Here is a 14,965-nt window from a genome sequence, read left to right as displayed (position 1 = left end):
CGTCGCCGCCCAGGGGCCCTCCGAGCCTAGTCCTGTGCCGGCGGATTCGGGGCGGTGGCGGGGTCGCCCCACGGAGAAAACCCCAGGTGTTCCGCCTCCCCGGCGGGGACCGTCCCGACGAGGACGGTGGCGTACAACTCCTCGGAGACCAGGACCCGGGGGGTCAGCCCGGCGGCGCGCAGGACCTCGACCGCCGTGTCCCGCTGCCGCTCGCTCGCCTCCACGAGCAGGCTGCCGCCGGGCGCGAGCCACCGGGGCGCCTCGGCGGCGACCCGGCGCATGACGTCGAGCCCGTCGCCGCCCCCGTCCAGGGCGACGCGGGGTTCATGGATGCGGGCCTCGGCGGGCAGCAGCTCGACGTCGTCGGTGGGGACGTAGGGGACGTTGGCCAGCAGTACGTCGACCCGGCCGCGCAGGGTGGCGGGCAGCGGGGCGAACAGGTCGCCCTCGTAGACGTGCCCCAGGTCGCCGATGTTGCGCCGGGCGCAGCGCACGGCGGCGGGTTCGACGTCACAGGCGTGCAGTTCGGCCGCGTCCGAAGCGGAGGCGAGGGCGACGCCGAGCGCACCGGAACCGCAGCAGAGGTCGACGACGACGGCCCGGCGGGGTGCGAGGGCGGCGGCCTGCGCGACCAGGAACTCCGTACGGCGGCGGGGCACGAAGACACCCGCGTCCACGGCGAAGCGGCGGCCGTGGAAATCCGCCCAGCCCAGGACGTGTTCGAGCGGCAGCCCGGCGGCGCGGCGCTCGACGAGGGAGGACAGTTCGTCGACGGAGGCGGCGGCCTCGTGGAGGAGACGGGCCTCGTCCTCGGCGAAGACGCAGCCGGCGCGGCGGAGGGCGTGGACGGTGGAGGAGAGGGAGCTCAGCGGGTGAACCGGCATACGAGCGAAGCCTTTCGGGAAAACCGATGGGCGCTCCGCGATCGACTTATACCGTCCGGTCGGCTACTGCCGGTCGTACGACGCGATCGCGCGGGTGAGCACCCAGCCTGATCCAGCGGTAATGGGTCTCACCTCCTCGGTCGATCTCGTCGATCCCCGTGGCGTACGGGGGTGGTAACACTACAACAGCCCGCTCCCGCGCCCGTACGGGGCGCGAGAACGGGCTGTTGGCCCGGATCCGGTGTCGCTGTCCTACAGATCGACGCTGTCCCGCAGCTTGGTGGGCGTCAGGAACAGGGAGGCGATCACACCGATCACGGCGATGCCGGCCGAGATGAGGAAGATGTGGCCGGTCGCCTCCCCGTACGCGGCCCGCACGACGCCCTGGACCTGGGGCGGCATGGCGGCGACATTGAGGGTGGAGCCGCTGGAGCCGGACGCGGCCGGGTCGACGCCGAGCTTCGTCAGCCCGTCGGTGATCCTGGTGGCGACCTGGTGGGCGAGGACCGCGCCGAGCACCGAGACGCCCATGGTGCCGCCGAGGGAACGGAAGAAGGTGATCGCCCCGCTGGCCGCCCCGATCTCGCTGAGCGGGACGGTGTTCTGGAGGACGAGCACCAGGTTCTGCATCGACAGACCGACACCGGCACCCACGCCCAGCATCCCCAGCGACACCAGGACGAGCGAGGTCCGGTGGTCGATGAAGGACAGCCCGAGGAAGCCGAGGGCGAGAACGATCACACCCGCGACGATGAACGGCTTGACCTTGCCGGTCTTCGACACGAGGCGTCCGGCGACGGTCGAGGAGACGAGTACGCCGGCCATCAGCGGGATGGTGAGCAGTCCGGCCTCGGTGGGTGAGTAGCCGCGGCCGATCTGGAAGTACTGGCCGAGGAAGACCGCGCCGCCGAACATGGCCATGCCGACGGCGAGGCTGGCGACGATGGCGAGGGCGGGGTCCCGGCGGCGGACGACGTGCATCGGGACGACGGGCTCCTTGACCCGGGTCTCGACGAGAACGGCCGCACCGAGGATGAGTGCGCTTCCGCCGACCATGAGGCCGCTCTGCCAGGAGATCCAGTCGAAGTCGGTGCCGACGAAGGTGACCCAGAGGAGCAGGAGGCTGACCCCGGCGGCGATCAGCGACGCGCCGAGGTAGTCGACCTTGGTGTCGGGCCTGCGGACCTCGGCGAGGTGCAGGGTGCGGGCGAGGATCACGGAGGCGACCAGCGTGAAGGGCACGGCGATGAAGAAGCACCAGCGCCAGCCGAGCCAGGAGGCGTCGGTGATGAACCCGCCGAGCAGCGGCCCGCCGACGGTGGCGACGGCCATGACACCGCCGAGGTAGCCGTTGTAGCGGCCGCGCTCCTTCGGGCTGATCATCGCGGCGATGATCACCTGGACGAGCACCTGGAGCGCGCCCATACCGAGCCCCTGTACGGCGCGGAAGGCGATCAACTGCTCGGTGGACTGGGCGAATCCGCAGGCGACCGACGAGACGACGAAGAGCCCGATGGCTATCTGGAGCAGCAGCTTCTTGCTGAACAGGTCGGCGAGCTTGCCCCAGATCGGGGTGGAGGCCGTGGAGGCGAGCAGGGTCGCGGTGACGACCCAGGTGTACTGCGACTGCGTGCCGTCGAGGGACCCGATGATCTGCGGGAGCGCGACCGAGACCACGGTGCTGCTGATCATCGCCACGAACAGCACGATGAGCAGTCCGCTCAGGGCCCGCAGGACGTGCCGGTGATCCATGGGTGCGGCGGCGGGGGCCCCGGCCGGGGCGGTGGCGGTGTCTGCTGCGCTCACGCGCAACCTCCGGAAGGTTCGTACGAGAGGCCCGTACGGGGCGGTCGTCACGATTTCCGCGCGCCGGGTACGGGAGGAAGAAGGCTTCACCATACATGCACACTGGGCAATTTTGCCCACTGCGCAACAATCTCACGCTCGGGGGATAATGCCCCCATGGACAGCAGCACCGCGGGACCGGGACTCCGGGAACGCAAGAAGGAAGCCACCCGGCAGGCCGTGCACGAGGCGACCCTGCGCCTGACGGTGGAGCACGGTTTCGACCAGGTCACGGTCGAGGCGGTGGCGGACGCGGCCGGGATCTCCCGCAGGACGTTCTCCAACTACTTCACCAACAAGGAGGACGCCCTCCTCTACGGCGAGGAGCAGCAGATCAGGGCCCTGGTCCGCACGGTGAGGGACCGGCCCGCCGACGAACCCGCCTGGCCGGCCCTGCGCGCGGCGGTGGCCCAGTTCGCGGAACGCGTGGCGCCCCCGGAGCGCGAGTGGGCGGTGCGCACACGTCTGGCAATGCGTCACCCCTCGCTGTTGGCCCGCCAGTTGGCCAACCACGCGACCCTGGAACGCGACCTGGCCGAAGCGGTGGCCGCCCGCCCCGGCCCGTCGGCCCCGGTCCGCCCGATCGTCCTGGCGGCGGGCTTCCTCTCCTCACTGCGGATCGCGATGCGCATGTGGATCGAGGAGGACCTGGCACGGGAGCCGGCGGCGGTGATCGACGAGATCCTGGACGAGATGGGGCGGGGGTTCGCGTGAGAGAGGGGCCGGGGCAGCCCCCGGCCTCCCCGCTCACGACCAACAACTCAGCGACCCGTCGGCGCGCCGCACCGGGCTCCACCGGGAGCCCAGCCTTCAGCCCCCGGCTCAGGAATCAGGCTGGTCCACGCGGATCTCATAGGCGATCTCCCAGCGGATGTCCGGCACGATGATGTCGGCCGTCTCCACGGGGCGCCCCTCGCGGTCGAAGTACGTGCGCTCCACCTCGATGACCAGGTCACCGATGGTGATCCCGAGCAGATTCGCCTGCTCCCGCGTCGCGCGGGCCGGGCGGGGAAGCTCGATGCCGGTGGCGATGTTCACGCCGATCGACCGCATCCGCTCCACGACACCGATCTTGCCGTGCGGACCCATCTCGGGGAGCAGGACCGGGGTGCCGTCGGTGATGGCCATCGGCTCCCAGCTCTTGGCGAGTTGTACGGGCAGGCCGTCGGCGAGGAACTCGTAGTCGGTCACGACACAGAGGTCGCCGGGCTCGATCGCCAGCCGTTCGGCGATGTCCTCCGGCGCGGGAACGCGTGCCGTGCTGGTGCACTCCCAGTCGGCCTCGTGGTCGAGCTCGCTCATGTCCGAGGCGAAGGGGCTGTTGCCGCGCTGCTCACGGTGGCGCGAGCGGACCATGCGCCGGCGCTCGCGGGCCCGGCGAACGTAGGTGCCGGAGCCGGCGCGACCTTCGAGGATGCCCTCGATGATCAGGCGCTCCATGGCCCGCTGCGCCACGGACTGACCGACGCCGTACTCCTCCGCGAACCGGGCCCGGGACGGCAGCTTGTCCCCCACTGCCCATTCACCGGCCCGGACACGAGCCCGCAGAGCATCCGCCACCTGCAAGTACGGCGTATCACGTGGCATTTGAGCAGCTCCGTGTGTTCGGCGTCGATAGGGGCGTCGCTGTTGACAAAGCTAACCCATCAGGTTGAAGCTGAGTATTCAGCATTACATGGAGTGACATTCGGGTCATCAGGGGAGAAGTGTGCGCTCTGCACAAGCGCGGGTCGCGGCGCTGACCGGCATGCTCGCCGCCGCCACGGGCACCGAACCGCGCGTCACCACCGGCCTGGACACGTTCCGTGTCGAGGCCGACCTCCCCTCCGAGTTGAGCGCGACCGCGCACTCGGCCGTCCTGGCCGCCCTGGCCACGGCGGATCGCTACGGCCACACGCTCAACCGCACCGCCGAATACGTGTGGGCCGAGATCAGCAGAGAGGCGAACGTGACCACGACCGAATCCCCGGACACGGCGTACCGCGCCCTGCTCGGCCACACCATGACCTGCACCGCGTGCCGGACCGGCGCGATCTGCCCCGCCGCGGCGAAGCTCGTCCGCGTCTGGCGGGAGACCCGCCGATGAGACGCGGTGCGGTGCGCCGACGGGAACGGGCCGCGGCCACGGCGACCCGACGGCGCACGCCCGGGCGAACCCCCGATCCGACCCGCCCCCGGCCGTCCATCCTTCGGCCGTCCCTTCCTCGGCAGAACAACGGCCGGGCCGGATCGCCACCCCCTCACCAGAGACGGAGGCACCTGATGCGCAGGACCCACCAGGCGTTACCGGCACCACCCGGGAGGCCCGGATGATCGCCCTCTCCACGGCGGACGTCCTCGACTGCGAGGCATGCTGGAACGCCCCGGTCACCGCCGCCCGCCACACCCCCACCGGCCGCGACCTGCTCTGCGAGGAGTGCGCGGCGGGCGACTACCCGCGCCGCGTCGACCTCTTCCCGCCGTTCGGCATCTACGGCCTGACGACCCGCAAGCTCCTGAACGACGGCAAACACGGCAGCGGCCCCCCGAAAACCCCGCCGAACCCGGGCCCTCCCCTGCCGAACCCGCCACCCGCGCCGTCGCCGCGAGGAACACCGCCGGTGTAGCGCCCAGGCCCGCCCGTGGGCCCGTACCCTCCGCAGCACGGGTGCGGGCCGACAGGCGCGGAGATCGCGTCACGGCCACGCCAGACCTCACCAAGTGGCGACGGTCGCCGCGTGGTGATCCGCGATGACTGCGCGGTCTACCGGTGCGTCATGCGCAATGCGCAGAGGCGTTCCCTCCAGCGCGCTGTACAGCTCGTGCCCCGCCAGGCTCGGCGCGACGTGCACCACCAAACGGGAGTCGATGGCCAGCAGGCCGCTGTCGAACAGGCGGTGCACGTCCGACCGCAACATCAGCCCCTCTTCAAGGCGGTGATGCTGCGTGTTCGAGAACGGCCGCAAGTGAGCCGCTTCCAGCACCTCCGCGGGCGCCGCACCCGTAACGGCACAGATCAATCCGTACTGACGGACCAACGCCTTGCGGAAGGCATCCTGGCCACGCCGTACCGATGCGGTCGCCCGTCGGCTTCCACCCGGCAGCTCCTGTGGTCGATGTCCTCCCTCACCATCCACTTCGCGTTGGCCCGGAAACCGGACGCCCCGGGCCTTGATGGCCTCCAAGGTCCGGTGCCGGTGCATCTTCCTGATCGACTGCTGGTGGGAGCGGCTCGGGCTGAGCTCGCTCAACTGCACCTTGTCCAGGCAGCCGTCCAGCGGCTGCCAGGTCCCTCCGTAGTGCGCTCGGAACGCAGTGATCGGAAGCGTTTCGACCACGGGGTCGTCGAAGGCCTTCTTGCAACGGCTGCACCAGAAGCGGGGCAGCATCGTGGCTCTCTCCTTGAAACCCGTACTTCCGCAGAAGCGACACCGGCTGCGCACCTTCTCCTGGTGGGGCAGCACCTGCAACGCTTCCACGTATCCCGCCCCGAGGGCCTCCTTGCCGTTCCGCACCACCACCAGGTCGCCGACCGCCACGTGTTGATGGTTGCTCACGGTCGAGTCGTAGCTGTAGGACTCCTCGACGATGTCCTCATAGCCGGCATTCCCCTGGAATTGACGGTCGTCCCCTGCAACAAGGAACGACCAGGCCCTGCCCTGTTCGCGTGGTGCTGCGGTCTCTGCGGTCTCCGCCTCCGTCATAGCAGGAGCATACGAACGAGCACTGACAACGGACCGGCATCTACTGAGCAACCCTCGCCGACCCTGGGCGACTACCAACTGCGCGCACTGCCCAGCACCCACGTGGGGCTACTCCCGGCCGACGCCCCGAGATCGCTCGATCGGGAGATGGCAGAGAACTCACAGCCTCTGGCCACCGACCCGGCGAACTCCTGGTCTCCGAGCCATGGAGTGGACAGCGTTAGTGGCCGCAGTGGTGGGTGCGGTCATCGGAGTGGGCAGCACGCTCGTCACGGATCGGGTGAGTTGGCGACGAGACACACGCGAGCGGGGCAGAGCCGTAGTTCTGGACCAGCTCACAGGTTCCGGGCGAGCTTCCGGCCGTCATGCGCGCGCACCCGGGGCGCGCCGTCCAGCAGGGCGTCGGTGACCCGGACCGCATAGACCTCGGCCATGCGGCTGGTCACCTCGTCGGGGGTGAGCCACTCGACTGCCGCGGATTCGTCGGACAGCTGCTCATGACCGCCTTCGACGCGGCAGCGGAAGACCAGAGCAACGATGCCGCGGGAGGTGTTCTTGTAGACCCCGGTAAGCCGGTCCACCTGGACCTTGATGCCGGTCTCCTCGTAGACCTCGCGTCGGACGCCGTCCTCAGGAGCCTCGGCCAGTTCAAGCACGCCTCCAGGCGGCTCCCAGGTCCCATTGTCGGCCCGCTTGATCGTGAGCACGCGGCCGTCCTCCCGGACGACGATTCCGGCTACGGACACGGAGTGGAGCGGCGTTGACGGGGACTCGGGGCTGATGCTACTCATGTACATGAGAATAGGAGACTCAGAAGGACTATGGCGAGTAGCGATGTGACCTCTTCGGCCAAGGCGAAGTATCTCCAGATCGCCGACGATCTCGCCGCACAGATTCGGTCCGGCGTCCTGGGAGCCGGGGACTCCGTGCCGAGCGAGACGGCGCTCATGGAACGCTACGGCGTCGCCTCGGGCACCGTACGCAAGGCAGTTGCCGAACTACGGGCGACCCAGCTGATCGAGACTCACCACGGGCGGGGCTCGTTCGTCCGCTCCCGGCCACCCGTGCAGCGGAAGTCATCCGACCGGTTCCGTCGTACGCACCGAAAGGCGGGCAAGGCGGCCTACCTCGCGGAAGCGGAGCAGTCCGGCGGCAAGCCGTCCGTGACCGTCCTCTTCATCGGCCCCACCGAGGCACCTGCGGAGATCGCTGAGCGGTTGGGCGTTCCCGCCGGCTCCCAGGTACTCGCCCGCAAGCGCCGCTACTTCCGGGAAGGCGTACCCACGGAGGAGGCCACCTCGTACATCCCGTGGGACGTCGCAAAGAACATCCCGGAGATGTTCGCCGAGAACCCGGGTGGCGGCGGGATCTACGCCCGCCTCGAAGAGCACGGCCAAATCCTCGCAGAGTTCAGCGAAACCGTCCGGGCGCGCCTCGCGACCAAGGCCGAGGCCTCCGCACTCGCACTGAGCCCGGGCTCCCCCGTGATCCACCTCGTGCGGAACGCGGAAACGGAGTCCGGACGTGTCGTGGAGGTGTGCGACACCATCATGGCTGCCGACCAGTTCGTCCTGGACTACCGCTTCGCAGCCGAAGACTGAGGCGACATCAGAGGCCGCGGACCCGACGGCAGCGCCGTTGACTACCACTTGACTCATATACAGGAGTGAGGCACTCTTTCGGCTATCACTCATGTACATGAGTGAAGGAGATTGTCTCTTGCATATGAGGTGCTCATGCAGTCGATCAAGGTTGCTGAGGTACGGATGACGCTGCGGGTCTCGCGTGACTCGGGCCGGACGTGGGGATCTCTCACGGAGGTACGCGTGGGCGACCACCCCGTGCTCCCCGACAACCCCGGCGGCTTCCCGCCCTGCGCATGCACTCGGTGCGCGGAGCGGAACTTCGCTAGCTGCCTGCGGATGGTGTCGTGATGCGGTGCAAGCACTGGCGCCGACTGGCGCAGGAGGCTCGGCAGAAGGCCCCGACCGGATGCGTCGACCGGGCTGCCCAGTGCCAGCTGTCGGCCCATGAGGGCGACGAGCACTACGGCCTCCTGGCCGAACTCGACACGTACGGCACCGCCCTCTGGCTCCGCTGGCGCGGGGCCCACGCGGACCTGGTCGTACTGCGGGACTGCCCGGTGGCCGGGCCGGGTCCCGACGGTGACGGCTGCTGTCTGTTCGCCGGCCACACCGAACAGCACAGCTGGGACGACACCTCGGAGGAGGTCCTGTGCACCAGCTGATCGCGACCCCGTACAACGGAACGTTCCTGATCGCCCGCCCCGGCTCCAAGGGCGGCATGCGTATCCCCCGGGCACTGTACGAAGAACTGGCCTCGACCGCCGAGAGCAATAGCCCTCTGCCCATCTGGCTCCTCACCCACGCCCGTACGGTCTGGGGCCTGAGCCTGGCCGACGCGGTGATGCGCGACGCTGTTCTCGTACGCCCTGAGACCCGTCTCGGCTATGGCCGCGCCACGTACGAGATCAACAAGGGCTGCAACTTCAACTGCGAGCACTGCTACCTAGCGGAGCGGAAGTTCGAGGGGCTGCCCTGGCCGGACAAGGTCCGACTCCTGCACCTGCTGCGGGATGCCGGGGTGCTGTGGCTCCAGTTCACCGGCGGTGAGCCGCTGATCGACCGAGACTTCGTGGACGCGTACACGCTCGCTCACGGATCCGGGATGCTGATCGAGATCCTGACCAACGGCTCCCGGCTCCACCGTCCCGAGATCATCGACCTGCTGCGCGACCTGCCGCCGCACAAGGTGACCGTCTCCCTCTACGGGGCGACCCCGGACAGCTTCGACTCGCTCACCCGCAAGCCGGGAGCGTTCAAGCTGGTCGAGAAGGGGCTCGTCGCGGCGCGCGAGGCCGGCATCGCGCTGGAACTGGCGCTGATCATCACCCGGCACAACGCTCACGAGCTGGACGCCATGCGCGCCCTCGCCGATCAGTACGGGGCGGACCGCCAGGAGTACGGCACGATCTCCCCCACGTACACCGGCACGCCCGAACCGCTGGCCGCGCAGGCACCCGGCTTCCTGGACAAGAACAGCGTCTTCAAGGGCTGCCCGGCCGGCCATACCTTCTTCCACGTCGACCCGCATGGCCTGGCGACCATGTGCAAGGTCGGCCGCGAGAACCCCATCGACCTCATGACCGAGGGCCTGGACGGGCTCCTCCGTCTGCCCGGCATCGCCGATGTCCAGATGCTTCGCACCGGTGGCTGCGGCGGCTGTCAGCTCTCCGGCACCTGCCGGGTCTGCCGACCGCTCGCCAAGGCCTACCAGGAGGCGAAGGCACCACTGAACACCTACTGCCAACACGGAAGCGAGGAAGCGTCATGACCGCTGTCATGGTGAAGATCAGCCCCCGGCCGCCGGCTCCGGAAGAGCCCGAGGGAGTGATCCTCCTGGACGACCTGGAGGTGCTGACCGAAGGCGCCATCCCGGGCTGCAACGACGACAACCCGTACCGGTAGACACCCGGCCGGAAGAACCGCGGGGGCTTCGGGACGTTCTTCCACCCGAAGCCCCCGCACCACCGCGCACCCACATGCCCGCACCCGAGGAAGAGTGAAGCCCCATGGCCACCGCCCGCATCGGCCTCGGCCGGCTGCCGTCCGCCGCCCGCGCCGCCGTCGAAGAGCACACCGGCCCCCTTCTCTCGGTCGAGGAGGCAGACGAGGGTTTCAACAGCGAGATCGCGGCCCGCATCAGCTCCGCCACGGGCACCTGGCACATCAAGGGCCTGCGCACCGACCACCCCCGCGCCTGGACCCAGCGCCGGGAGGCCGCCGTCGCCCCCTTCCTCGCCGGCCTGGCCCCCGTCCTCCGCTGGCAAGTCGAAACCGCCGGGTGGAACCTCCTCGGCTTCGAAGCCCTCGGCGGCCACCACGCCGACTACGCCCCCGGCTCACCGGACCTCCCCGAAGTCGCTGCCCTCCTGCGCCGCCTCGGCGAGACCCCCTGCCCCGGCATCGAACTGCGCCATGCCGAACAGCGCCTGGAGCACTACGCCGCCCACCCCGACGACCTCCGCTTCTTCGCCGGAACCCATCTCCTGCACACCGACCTGAACAACGCCAACGCCCTCGTCGACGACCATGCCCCCCAAGGCATTCGAGCCCGCCTGGTCGACTGGGCCTGGGCAACCCGCGGAGCAGCCTGGCTCGACGCCGGCTACTGGATCATCTGGCTCATCGCCACCGGCCACACCCCCGCATCCGCCGAGCAGTGGGCCGCCGAGATCCCCTCCTGGCACACCGCCCCCGCCGAAGGCATCACCGCCTTCGCCACCGCCAACGCCACTCTCTGGTCCGAGATCAGCAAAACCGACCCCACCCCGTGGACCCTGCGCCTCGCGACTGCCTCCAGCGCCTGGCACACACTCCGCAGAGCTGGCTGAACGGCAATCCGCGCTGGTCGATGCGGCATGTTCCCCGGTTCCTGCATGTACTTGGCCGCCCGTCCGGGCCTGACGGCCCCTGGGCGGACCAGAGTTGCTCATGACTGCGGGCGGGGCGCCTCGGTTGAACCGAGGCGCCCCGCCCGCAGTGCGTTCTCCGAGCCGCTGCCCCGCGGCTACAGCACCGGCAGCAGGTTCTTCAGCTCGAAGGCCGTGACCTCGCTGCGGTACTCCTCCCACTCCTGCTTCTTGTTGCGGAGGAAGAAGTCGAAGACGTGCTCGCCCAGCGTCTCGGCGACCAGTTCGCTCTTCTCCATCAGCGAGATCGCCTCGCCCAGGTTCTGCGGGAGGGGCTCGATGCCCATCGCGCGGCGTTCGGCGTCGGAGAGGGCCCAGACGTCGTCGTCGGCGCCGGCCGGGAGTTCGTAGCCCTCCTCGATGCCCTTGAGGCCCGCGGCGAGCAGGACCGCGTAGGTGAGGTACGGGTTGGCGCCGGAGTCGATGGAGCGGACCTCGACCCGGGCCGAGCCGGTCTTGCCGGGCTTGTACATCGGGACGCGGATGAGGGCGGAGCGGTTGTTGTGGCCCCAGCAGATGTACGAGGGGGCCTCGCCGCCCGCGCCGGCCGCGCGGGACGAGCCGCCCCAGATGCGCTTGTAGGAGTTGACCCACTGGTTGGTGACGGCCGAGATCTCCGCCGCGTGCGTCAGCAGGCCCGCGATGAAGGAGCGGCCCACCTTCGAAAGCTGGTACTCCGCGCCCGACTCGTAGAAGGCGTTGCGGTCGCCCTCGAAGAGGGAGAGGTGGGTGTGCATGCCCGAACCCGGGTACTCCGAGAACGGCTTCGGCATGAACGTGGCCTGGACGCCCTGCTCCAGCGCCACCTGCTTCATCACCAGACGGAACGTCATGATGTTGTCCGCCGTGGAGAGCGCGTCCGCGTACCGCAGGTCGATCTCCTGCTGGCCGGGGGCGCCCTCGTGGTGGCTGAACTCGACCGAGATGCCCATCGATTCGAGCATGGTGATCGCCTGGCGGCGGAAGTCCATGCCGACGTTCTGCGGCGTGTGGTCGAAGTAGCCCGAGCTGTCCGCCGGGGTCGGACGGGTGCCGTCGACCGGCTTGTTCTTCAGCAGGAAGAACTCGATCTCGGGGTGGGTGTAGAAGGTGAAGCCGAGGTCGGACGTCTTGGCGAGGATGCGCTTGAGGACGTAGCGCGGGTCCGCGAAGGACGGGGAGCCGTCCGGCATCAGGATGTCGCAGAACATCCGCGCCGTTCCGGGGGCCTCCGCGCGCCAGGGCAGGATCTGGAAGGTGCCCGGGTCCGGCTTGGCGATCATGTCCGATTCGTACACGCGGGCGAAGCCCTCGATCGCCGAGCCGTCGAAGCCGATGCCCTCGTCGAACGCCTGCTCCAGCTCGGCCGGAGCCACGGCGACGGACTTGAGGAACCCGAGGACGTCGGTGAACCACAGCCGCACGAAGCGGATGTCGCGCTCCTCAAGGGTCCTGAGGACGAATTCCTGCTGCTTGTCCATTGCCACATCCTTGCAGTTCAGACGGTCCGTGCACCACCGCCCGGGGTAGGGGGACACTTCAGTATCGCGACCCGGGATTTCCCCCAGATTACGCACACGGTGTGAGAGAGAGCACTCGGCCACCCACTACGATCGGCGACCGTGGCGCACGGGGGCGGCAGCCGAGCAGTGGCCGGCTTTCCGCCCGGCTTCTCTCCCGGCTTTCCGCCCGTGCGCCCGCATCGGTTCACGGACCGTCCCCCCTCCTCCCGGCCCCTTCGCAGAAGGACTCGACGACATGAGCATCGACCCCCGGTCCCCCCAGCCGCAGGCCCCCGACCCGCGCGCCCGCGCCACCCGCAACCGGGCCATCGCCATAGGGCTGAGCGCTGCCGTCGTGGCCGGTCTCGTCGCCTTCGGCTCGTACCTGCTGCTGGAGAACTCCGAGGCGAACGAGAAGTCCGACGACGCCTCGGCGGCGCAGGACGGCAAGCACCCGGGCGGTCACGGCGACTCCCACGGCAACGCCACGGGCGGGGCCATCGAGGGGCTGAAGTCCTGGGACGCGGCGAAGCTCGGCCGCGAGCACGTCGCGGGCTCGGTGGACTACCCGATGAAGCCTCCGGTCGGCGGCGACCACAACCAGTCCTGGATGAACTGCGACGGCGACGTATACGAAAAGGCCCTCCCGGACGTGAACGCCGTGCACTCCCTGGAGCACGGCGCGGTCTGGGTCACCTACAACGGCAAGGCCGCCGACGCCGATGTCGCCGCGCTGGCCGAGCGCGTCAAGAAGACCCCGTTCACGCTGATGAGCCCGTACGCGGGTCAGGAGGGCGCGATCATGCTCAGCGCCTGGGGCAAGCAGGTCGCCGTCGACTCCGCCGACGACAAGCGGGTGGACCAGTTCCTCGCCCAGTACGTCCAGGGCGCGCAGACCCCCGAGCCCGGCGCACCCTGCACCGGCGGGCTGGCGACGGTGCCGCGGTGACGGCCGGGGAACGGACGGACGAGAGCGACGCCACCGAGGATTCTCACTCCCTCGTGGAGCGGCGGAAGACCCGGCGTGTCCGCCGGGCGGCCGGTGCCGCCGTGGCCCTCGCCCTGCTCTTCGCGGGGGCGGCCACCGTCGCCTCCGCGCGGGGCGACGGGGACGGCTCGGGAGCGGGAGCGGGGGTGGGAGCCGACCCTGTTCGCGTTCCGGGGGCCTCGTCCGCCGACGCCGGGTTCGCCCGGGACATGGCCGTCCACCATCAGCAGGCCGTCGAGATGTCGTTCATCGTCCGCGACCGCACGGACGACGAGGACGTACGCCGTCTCGCCTACGACATCGCCAACACCCAGGCCAACCAGCGCGGCATGCTGCTGGGCTGGCTCGACCTGTGGGAGCTGCCGAAGGTCGCCCCGGGCGGGGAGCAGCCCATGGCGTGGATGGCCGGTACGGGTGGGCACGAGCACGGTGGGACCGATACGGGCGGGCACGGGCACGGTGGGCACGGCTCGGGCGGCGCCGAAGCGGGTTCCGGTGCGGACGGGGTGCTCATGGCGGGCATGGCGAGCCGCTCGGAGCTGGCGCGGCTCAACCGCCTCGACGGTGAGCAGGCCGAGGTGTTCTTCCTCCAGTTGATGACGGATCACCACAAGGGCGGTGTCAACATGGCCGAGGCCTGTGCGTCCCTGTGCGCGGTCCCGGCCGAGCGGCGGCTCGCCCGGGGCATGGTCGAGGGCCAGCAGTCCGAGCTGGGGCTGATGCGGGACATGCTGGCCGAGCGGGGTGCCACGCCTCGGTCCTGAGCCGGAGCCCGGGGGCTGGGGCTCCGGGAGCCTGAGCCTGCGGCCCTGCGCCCTGAGCCCGCGGCCCTGAGACGAGCCTCGACCCCGAGCCCCGGGCCCTGGAGCCCGTCGTCCGGGCCGCGGCCCGGACGACCCTGAGCCCGCCGGACGACGGGTGTGTCAGCTTTCGTCCTTGCGTCGGCGCACCCGAACGGGTGATTGCGGTCGCGCGGCCCCGGCGGGCCGGTGACGATGGGTTGCGCTCGGGGCCGTACGGCAGTGCCATCGGCACGCAGGAGGAAATCCCCCATGACGACCGCCAAAGACATCATGCACAGCGGGGCCCGCTGGATCCCGGCCCACGAGACGCTCGACCGTGCGGCGCAGCTGATGCGCGAGCACAACGTGGGCGCGCTCCCGGTGTCCGCCAACGGTGACTCCGACCGGATGGTCGGCATCATCACCGACCGCGACATCGTCGTCGGCTGTGTGGCCAAGGGCCACGACCCGGCGAAGGTCACGGCGGGCGATCTCGCGCAGGGCACGCCCCGCTGGATCGAGGCGGAGGCCGATGTGAACGCGGTCCTGGAGGAGATGCAGACCCATCGCATCCGCCGGCTGCCCGTCGTCGAGAACAAGAAGCTCGTCGGCATGATCAGCGAGGCCGACCTCGCGCAGCACCTCTCCGAGGAGCAGATCGCGGGCTGGGCGGAGAAGGTCTACTCCCGCAGCTGAGCGCCCGTACGACTACGGCCCGGCGCCCACCCCGCTCCGGCGGAGTGACGGAAGTGTGATGGGAAGATGCCGGGCCGCCCCCACCCCGGGGCCGCATACCCGCCGGGGGTAGGG

Annotated in this window: 17 protein-coding genes; 11 read left to right on the top strand and 6 right to left on the bottom strand. The window is 69.9% G+C overall.

Annotated features, from left to right (window positions below; genetic code table 11):
• Nucleotides 1-26 precede the first annotated feature (26 nt).
• Nucleotides 27-884: a putative protein N(5)-glutamine methyltransferase gene (locus ACIQRW_RS11765; RefSeq protein WP_403757760.1), complete on the bottom strand. Its 858-nt coding sequence runs from the start codon at nucleotides 882-884 to the stop codon at nucleotides 27-29.
• 252 nt (nucleotides 885-1,136) lie between these two features.
• Entirely contained in the window at nucleotides 1,137-2,636 is a 1,500-nt protein-coding gene (locus ACIQRW_RS11760) for an MDR family MFS transporter (RefSeq protein WP_403758435.1), read from the bottom strand.
• Between the two features lie 210 nt (nucleotides 2,637-2,846).
• On the opposite strand from ACIQRW_RS11760, the gene ACIQRW_RS11755 reads away from it, so the two are divergent.
• Nucleotides 2,847-3,443, top strand: coding sequence for a TetR family transcriptional regulator (locus ACIQRW_RS11755; protein ID WP_403757757.1), 597 nt, complete (start codon nucleotides 2,847-2,849; stop codon nucleotides 3,441-3,443).
• Between the two features lie 108 nt (nucleotides 3,444-3,551).
• Here the strand turns inward: ACIQRW_RS11755 and ACIQRW_RS11750 are convergent, their stop codons facing one another.
• A complete protein-coding gene (locus ACIQRW_RS11750) occupies nucleotides 3,552-4,316 on the bottom strand; it encodes a GntR family transcriptional regulator (RefSeq protein ID WP_403757754.1) in 765 nt (254 codons plus the stop codon).
• Nucleotides 4,317-4,476: 160 nt separating this feature from the next.
• On the opposite strand from ACIQRW_RS11750, the gene ACIQRW_RS11745 reads away from it, so the two are divergent.
• Nucleotides 4,477-4,815: a hypothetical protein gene (locus ACIQRW_RS11745; RefSeq protein WP_403758432.1), complete on the top strand. Its 339-nt coding sequence runs from the start codon at nucleotides 4,477-4,479 to the stop codon at nucleotides 4,813-4,815.
• Nucleotides 4,816-5,038: 223 nt separating this feature from the next.
• On the top strand, nucleotides 5,039-5,335 hold the full coding sequence (locus tag ACIQRW_RS11740) for a hypothetical protein (RefSeq protein WP_228923426.1): 297 nt from the start codon (nucleotides 5,039-5,041) through the stop codon (nucleotides 5,333-5,335).
• 87 nt (nucleotides 5,336-5,422) lie between these two features.
• Here the strand turns inward: ACIQRW_RS11740 and ACIQRW_RS11735 are convergent, their stop codons facing one another.
• Both ACIQRW_RS11735 and ACIQRW_RS11730 read right to left on the bottom strand, forming a co-directional pair.
• A complete protein-coding gene (locus ACIQRW_RS11735; RefSeq protein ID WP_403757751.1) occupies nucleotides 5,423-6,412 on the bottom strand; it encodes an HNH endonuclease in 990 nt (329 codons plus the stop codon).
• 335 nt (nucleotides 6,413-6,747) lie between these two features.
• Nucleotides 6,748-7,215 carry an NUDIX hydrolase gene (locus ACIQRW_RS11730; protein ID WP_403758429.1) on the bottom strand — a complete coding sequence of 156 codons (468 nt, stop codon included), beginning with the start codon at nucleotides 7,213-7,215 and terminating at the stop codon, nucleotides 6,748-6,750.
• An 18-nt stretch (nucleotides 7,216-7,233) separates the two neighbouring features.
• Between ACIQRW_RS11730 and ACIQRW_RS11725 the strand changes: the two genes are divergently transcribed.
• The 5 genes from ACIQRW_RS11725 (at nucleotide 7,234) to ACIQRW_RS11705 (ending at nucleotide 10,826) form a co-directional block, all read left to right on the top strand.
• Nucleotides 7,234-8,013 (top strand): GntR family transcriptional regulator, encoded by a 780-nt coding sequence (locus ACIQRW_RS11725; protein ID WP_403757748.1) that lies wholly within the window; start codon nucleotides 7,234-7,236, stop codon nucleotides 8,011-8,013.
• A gap of 332 nt (nucleotides 8,014-8,345) precedes the next feature.
• Nucleotides 8,346-8,660 carry a hypothetical protein gene (locus tag ACIQRW_RS11720; RefSeq protein ID WP_403757745.1) on the top strand — a complete coding sequence of 105 codons (315 nt, stop codon included), beginning with the start codon at nucleotides 8,346-8,348 and terminating at the stop codon, nucleotides 8,658-8,660.
• Entirely contained in the window at nucleotides 8,648-9,766 is a 1,119-nt protein-coding gene (locus ACIQRW_RS11715) for a radical SAM protein (RefSeq protein WP_403757742.1), read from the top strand. Before ACIQRW_RS11720 ends, ACIQRW_RS11715 begins: the two co-directional genes overlap by 13 nt.
• Complete coding sequence (locus ACIQRW_RS11710; protein ID WP_359765675.1) at nucleotides 9,763-9,900, top strand: hypothetical protein; 138 nt, start codon at nucleotides 9,763-9,765, stop codon at nucleotides 9,898-9,900. The genes ACIQRW_RS11715 and ACIQRW_RS11710 overlap by 4 nt, the downstream gene beginning before the upstream one ends.
• A gap of 104 nt (nucleotides 9,901-10,004) precedes the next feature.
• Nucleotides 10,005-10,826 carry an aminoglycoside phosphotransferase gene (locus tag ACIQRW_RS11705; RefSeq protein ID WP_403757739.1) on the top strand — a complete coding sequence of 274 codons (822 nt, stop codon included), beginning with the start codon at nucleotides 10,005-10,007 and terminating at the stop codon, nucleotides 10,824-10,826.
• A gap of 176 nt (nucleotides 10,827-11,002) precedes the next feature.
• Here ACIQRW_RS11705 and glnA read toward each other — a convergent pair whose 3' ends face one another.
• Nucleotides 11,003-12,364: a type I glutamate--ammonia ligase gene (glnA, locus tag ACIQRW_RS11700; protein ID WP_003969536.1), complete on the bottom strand. Its 1,362-nt coding sequence runs from the start codon at nucleotides 12,362-12,364 to the stop codon at nucleotides 11,003-11,005.
• Nucleotides 12,365-12,641: 277 nt separating this feature from the next.
• On the opposite strand from glnA, the gene ACIQRW_RS11695 reads away from it, so the two are divergent.
• From ACIQRW_RS11695 to ACIQRW_RS11685, 3 genes are all read left to right on the top strand, one after another.
• The gene (locus ACIQRW_RS11695; RefSeq protein ID WP_403757736.1) at nucleotides 12,642-13,334 is read left to right on the top strand and encodes a DUF3105 domain-containing protein; all 693 of its coding nucleotides are present in this window, start codon (nucleotides 12,642-12,644) and stop codon (nucleotides 13,332-13,334) included.
• A 53-nt stretch (nucleotides 13,335-13,387) separates the two neighbouring features.
• A complete protein-coding gene (locus ACIQRW_RS11690; RefSeq protein ID WP_403758426.1) occupies nucleotides 13,388-14,137 on the top strand; it encodes a DUF305 domain-containing protein in 750 nt (249 codons plus the stop codon).
• 288 nt (nucleotides 14,138-14,425) lie between these two features.
• Nucleotides 14,426-14,851, top strand: a complete 426-nt coding sequence (locus ACIQRW_RS11685) for a CBS domain-containing protein (protein WP_403757734.1) — start codon at nucleotides 14,426-14,428, stop codon at nucleotides 14,849-14,851.
• The last annotated feature ends 114 nt before the right edge of the window (nucleotides 14,852-14,965 follow it).

The sequence above is a fragment of the Streptomyces sp. NPDC091287 genome (assembly GCF_044768525.1).
In the GTDB taxonomy this organism is placed as follows: domain Bacteria; phylum Actinomycetota; class Actinomycetes; order Streptomycetales; family Streptomycetaceae; genus Streptomyces.
Note: the sequence above shows the minus strand (reverse complement) of the source record. Positions and strands in the feature narration are given on the sequence as shown.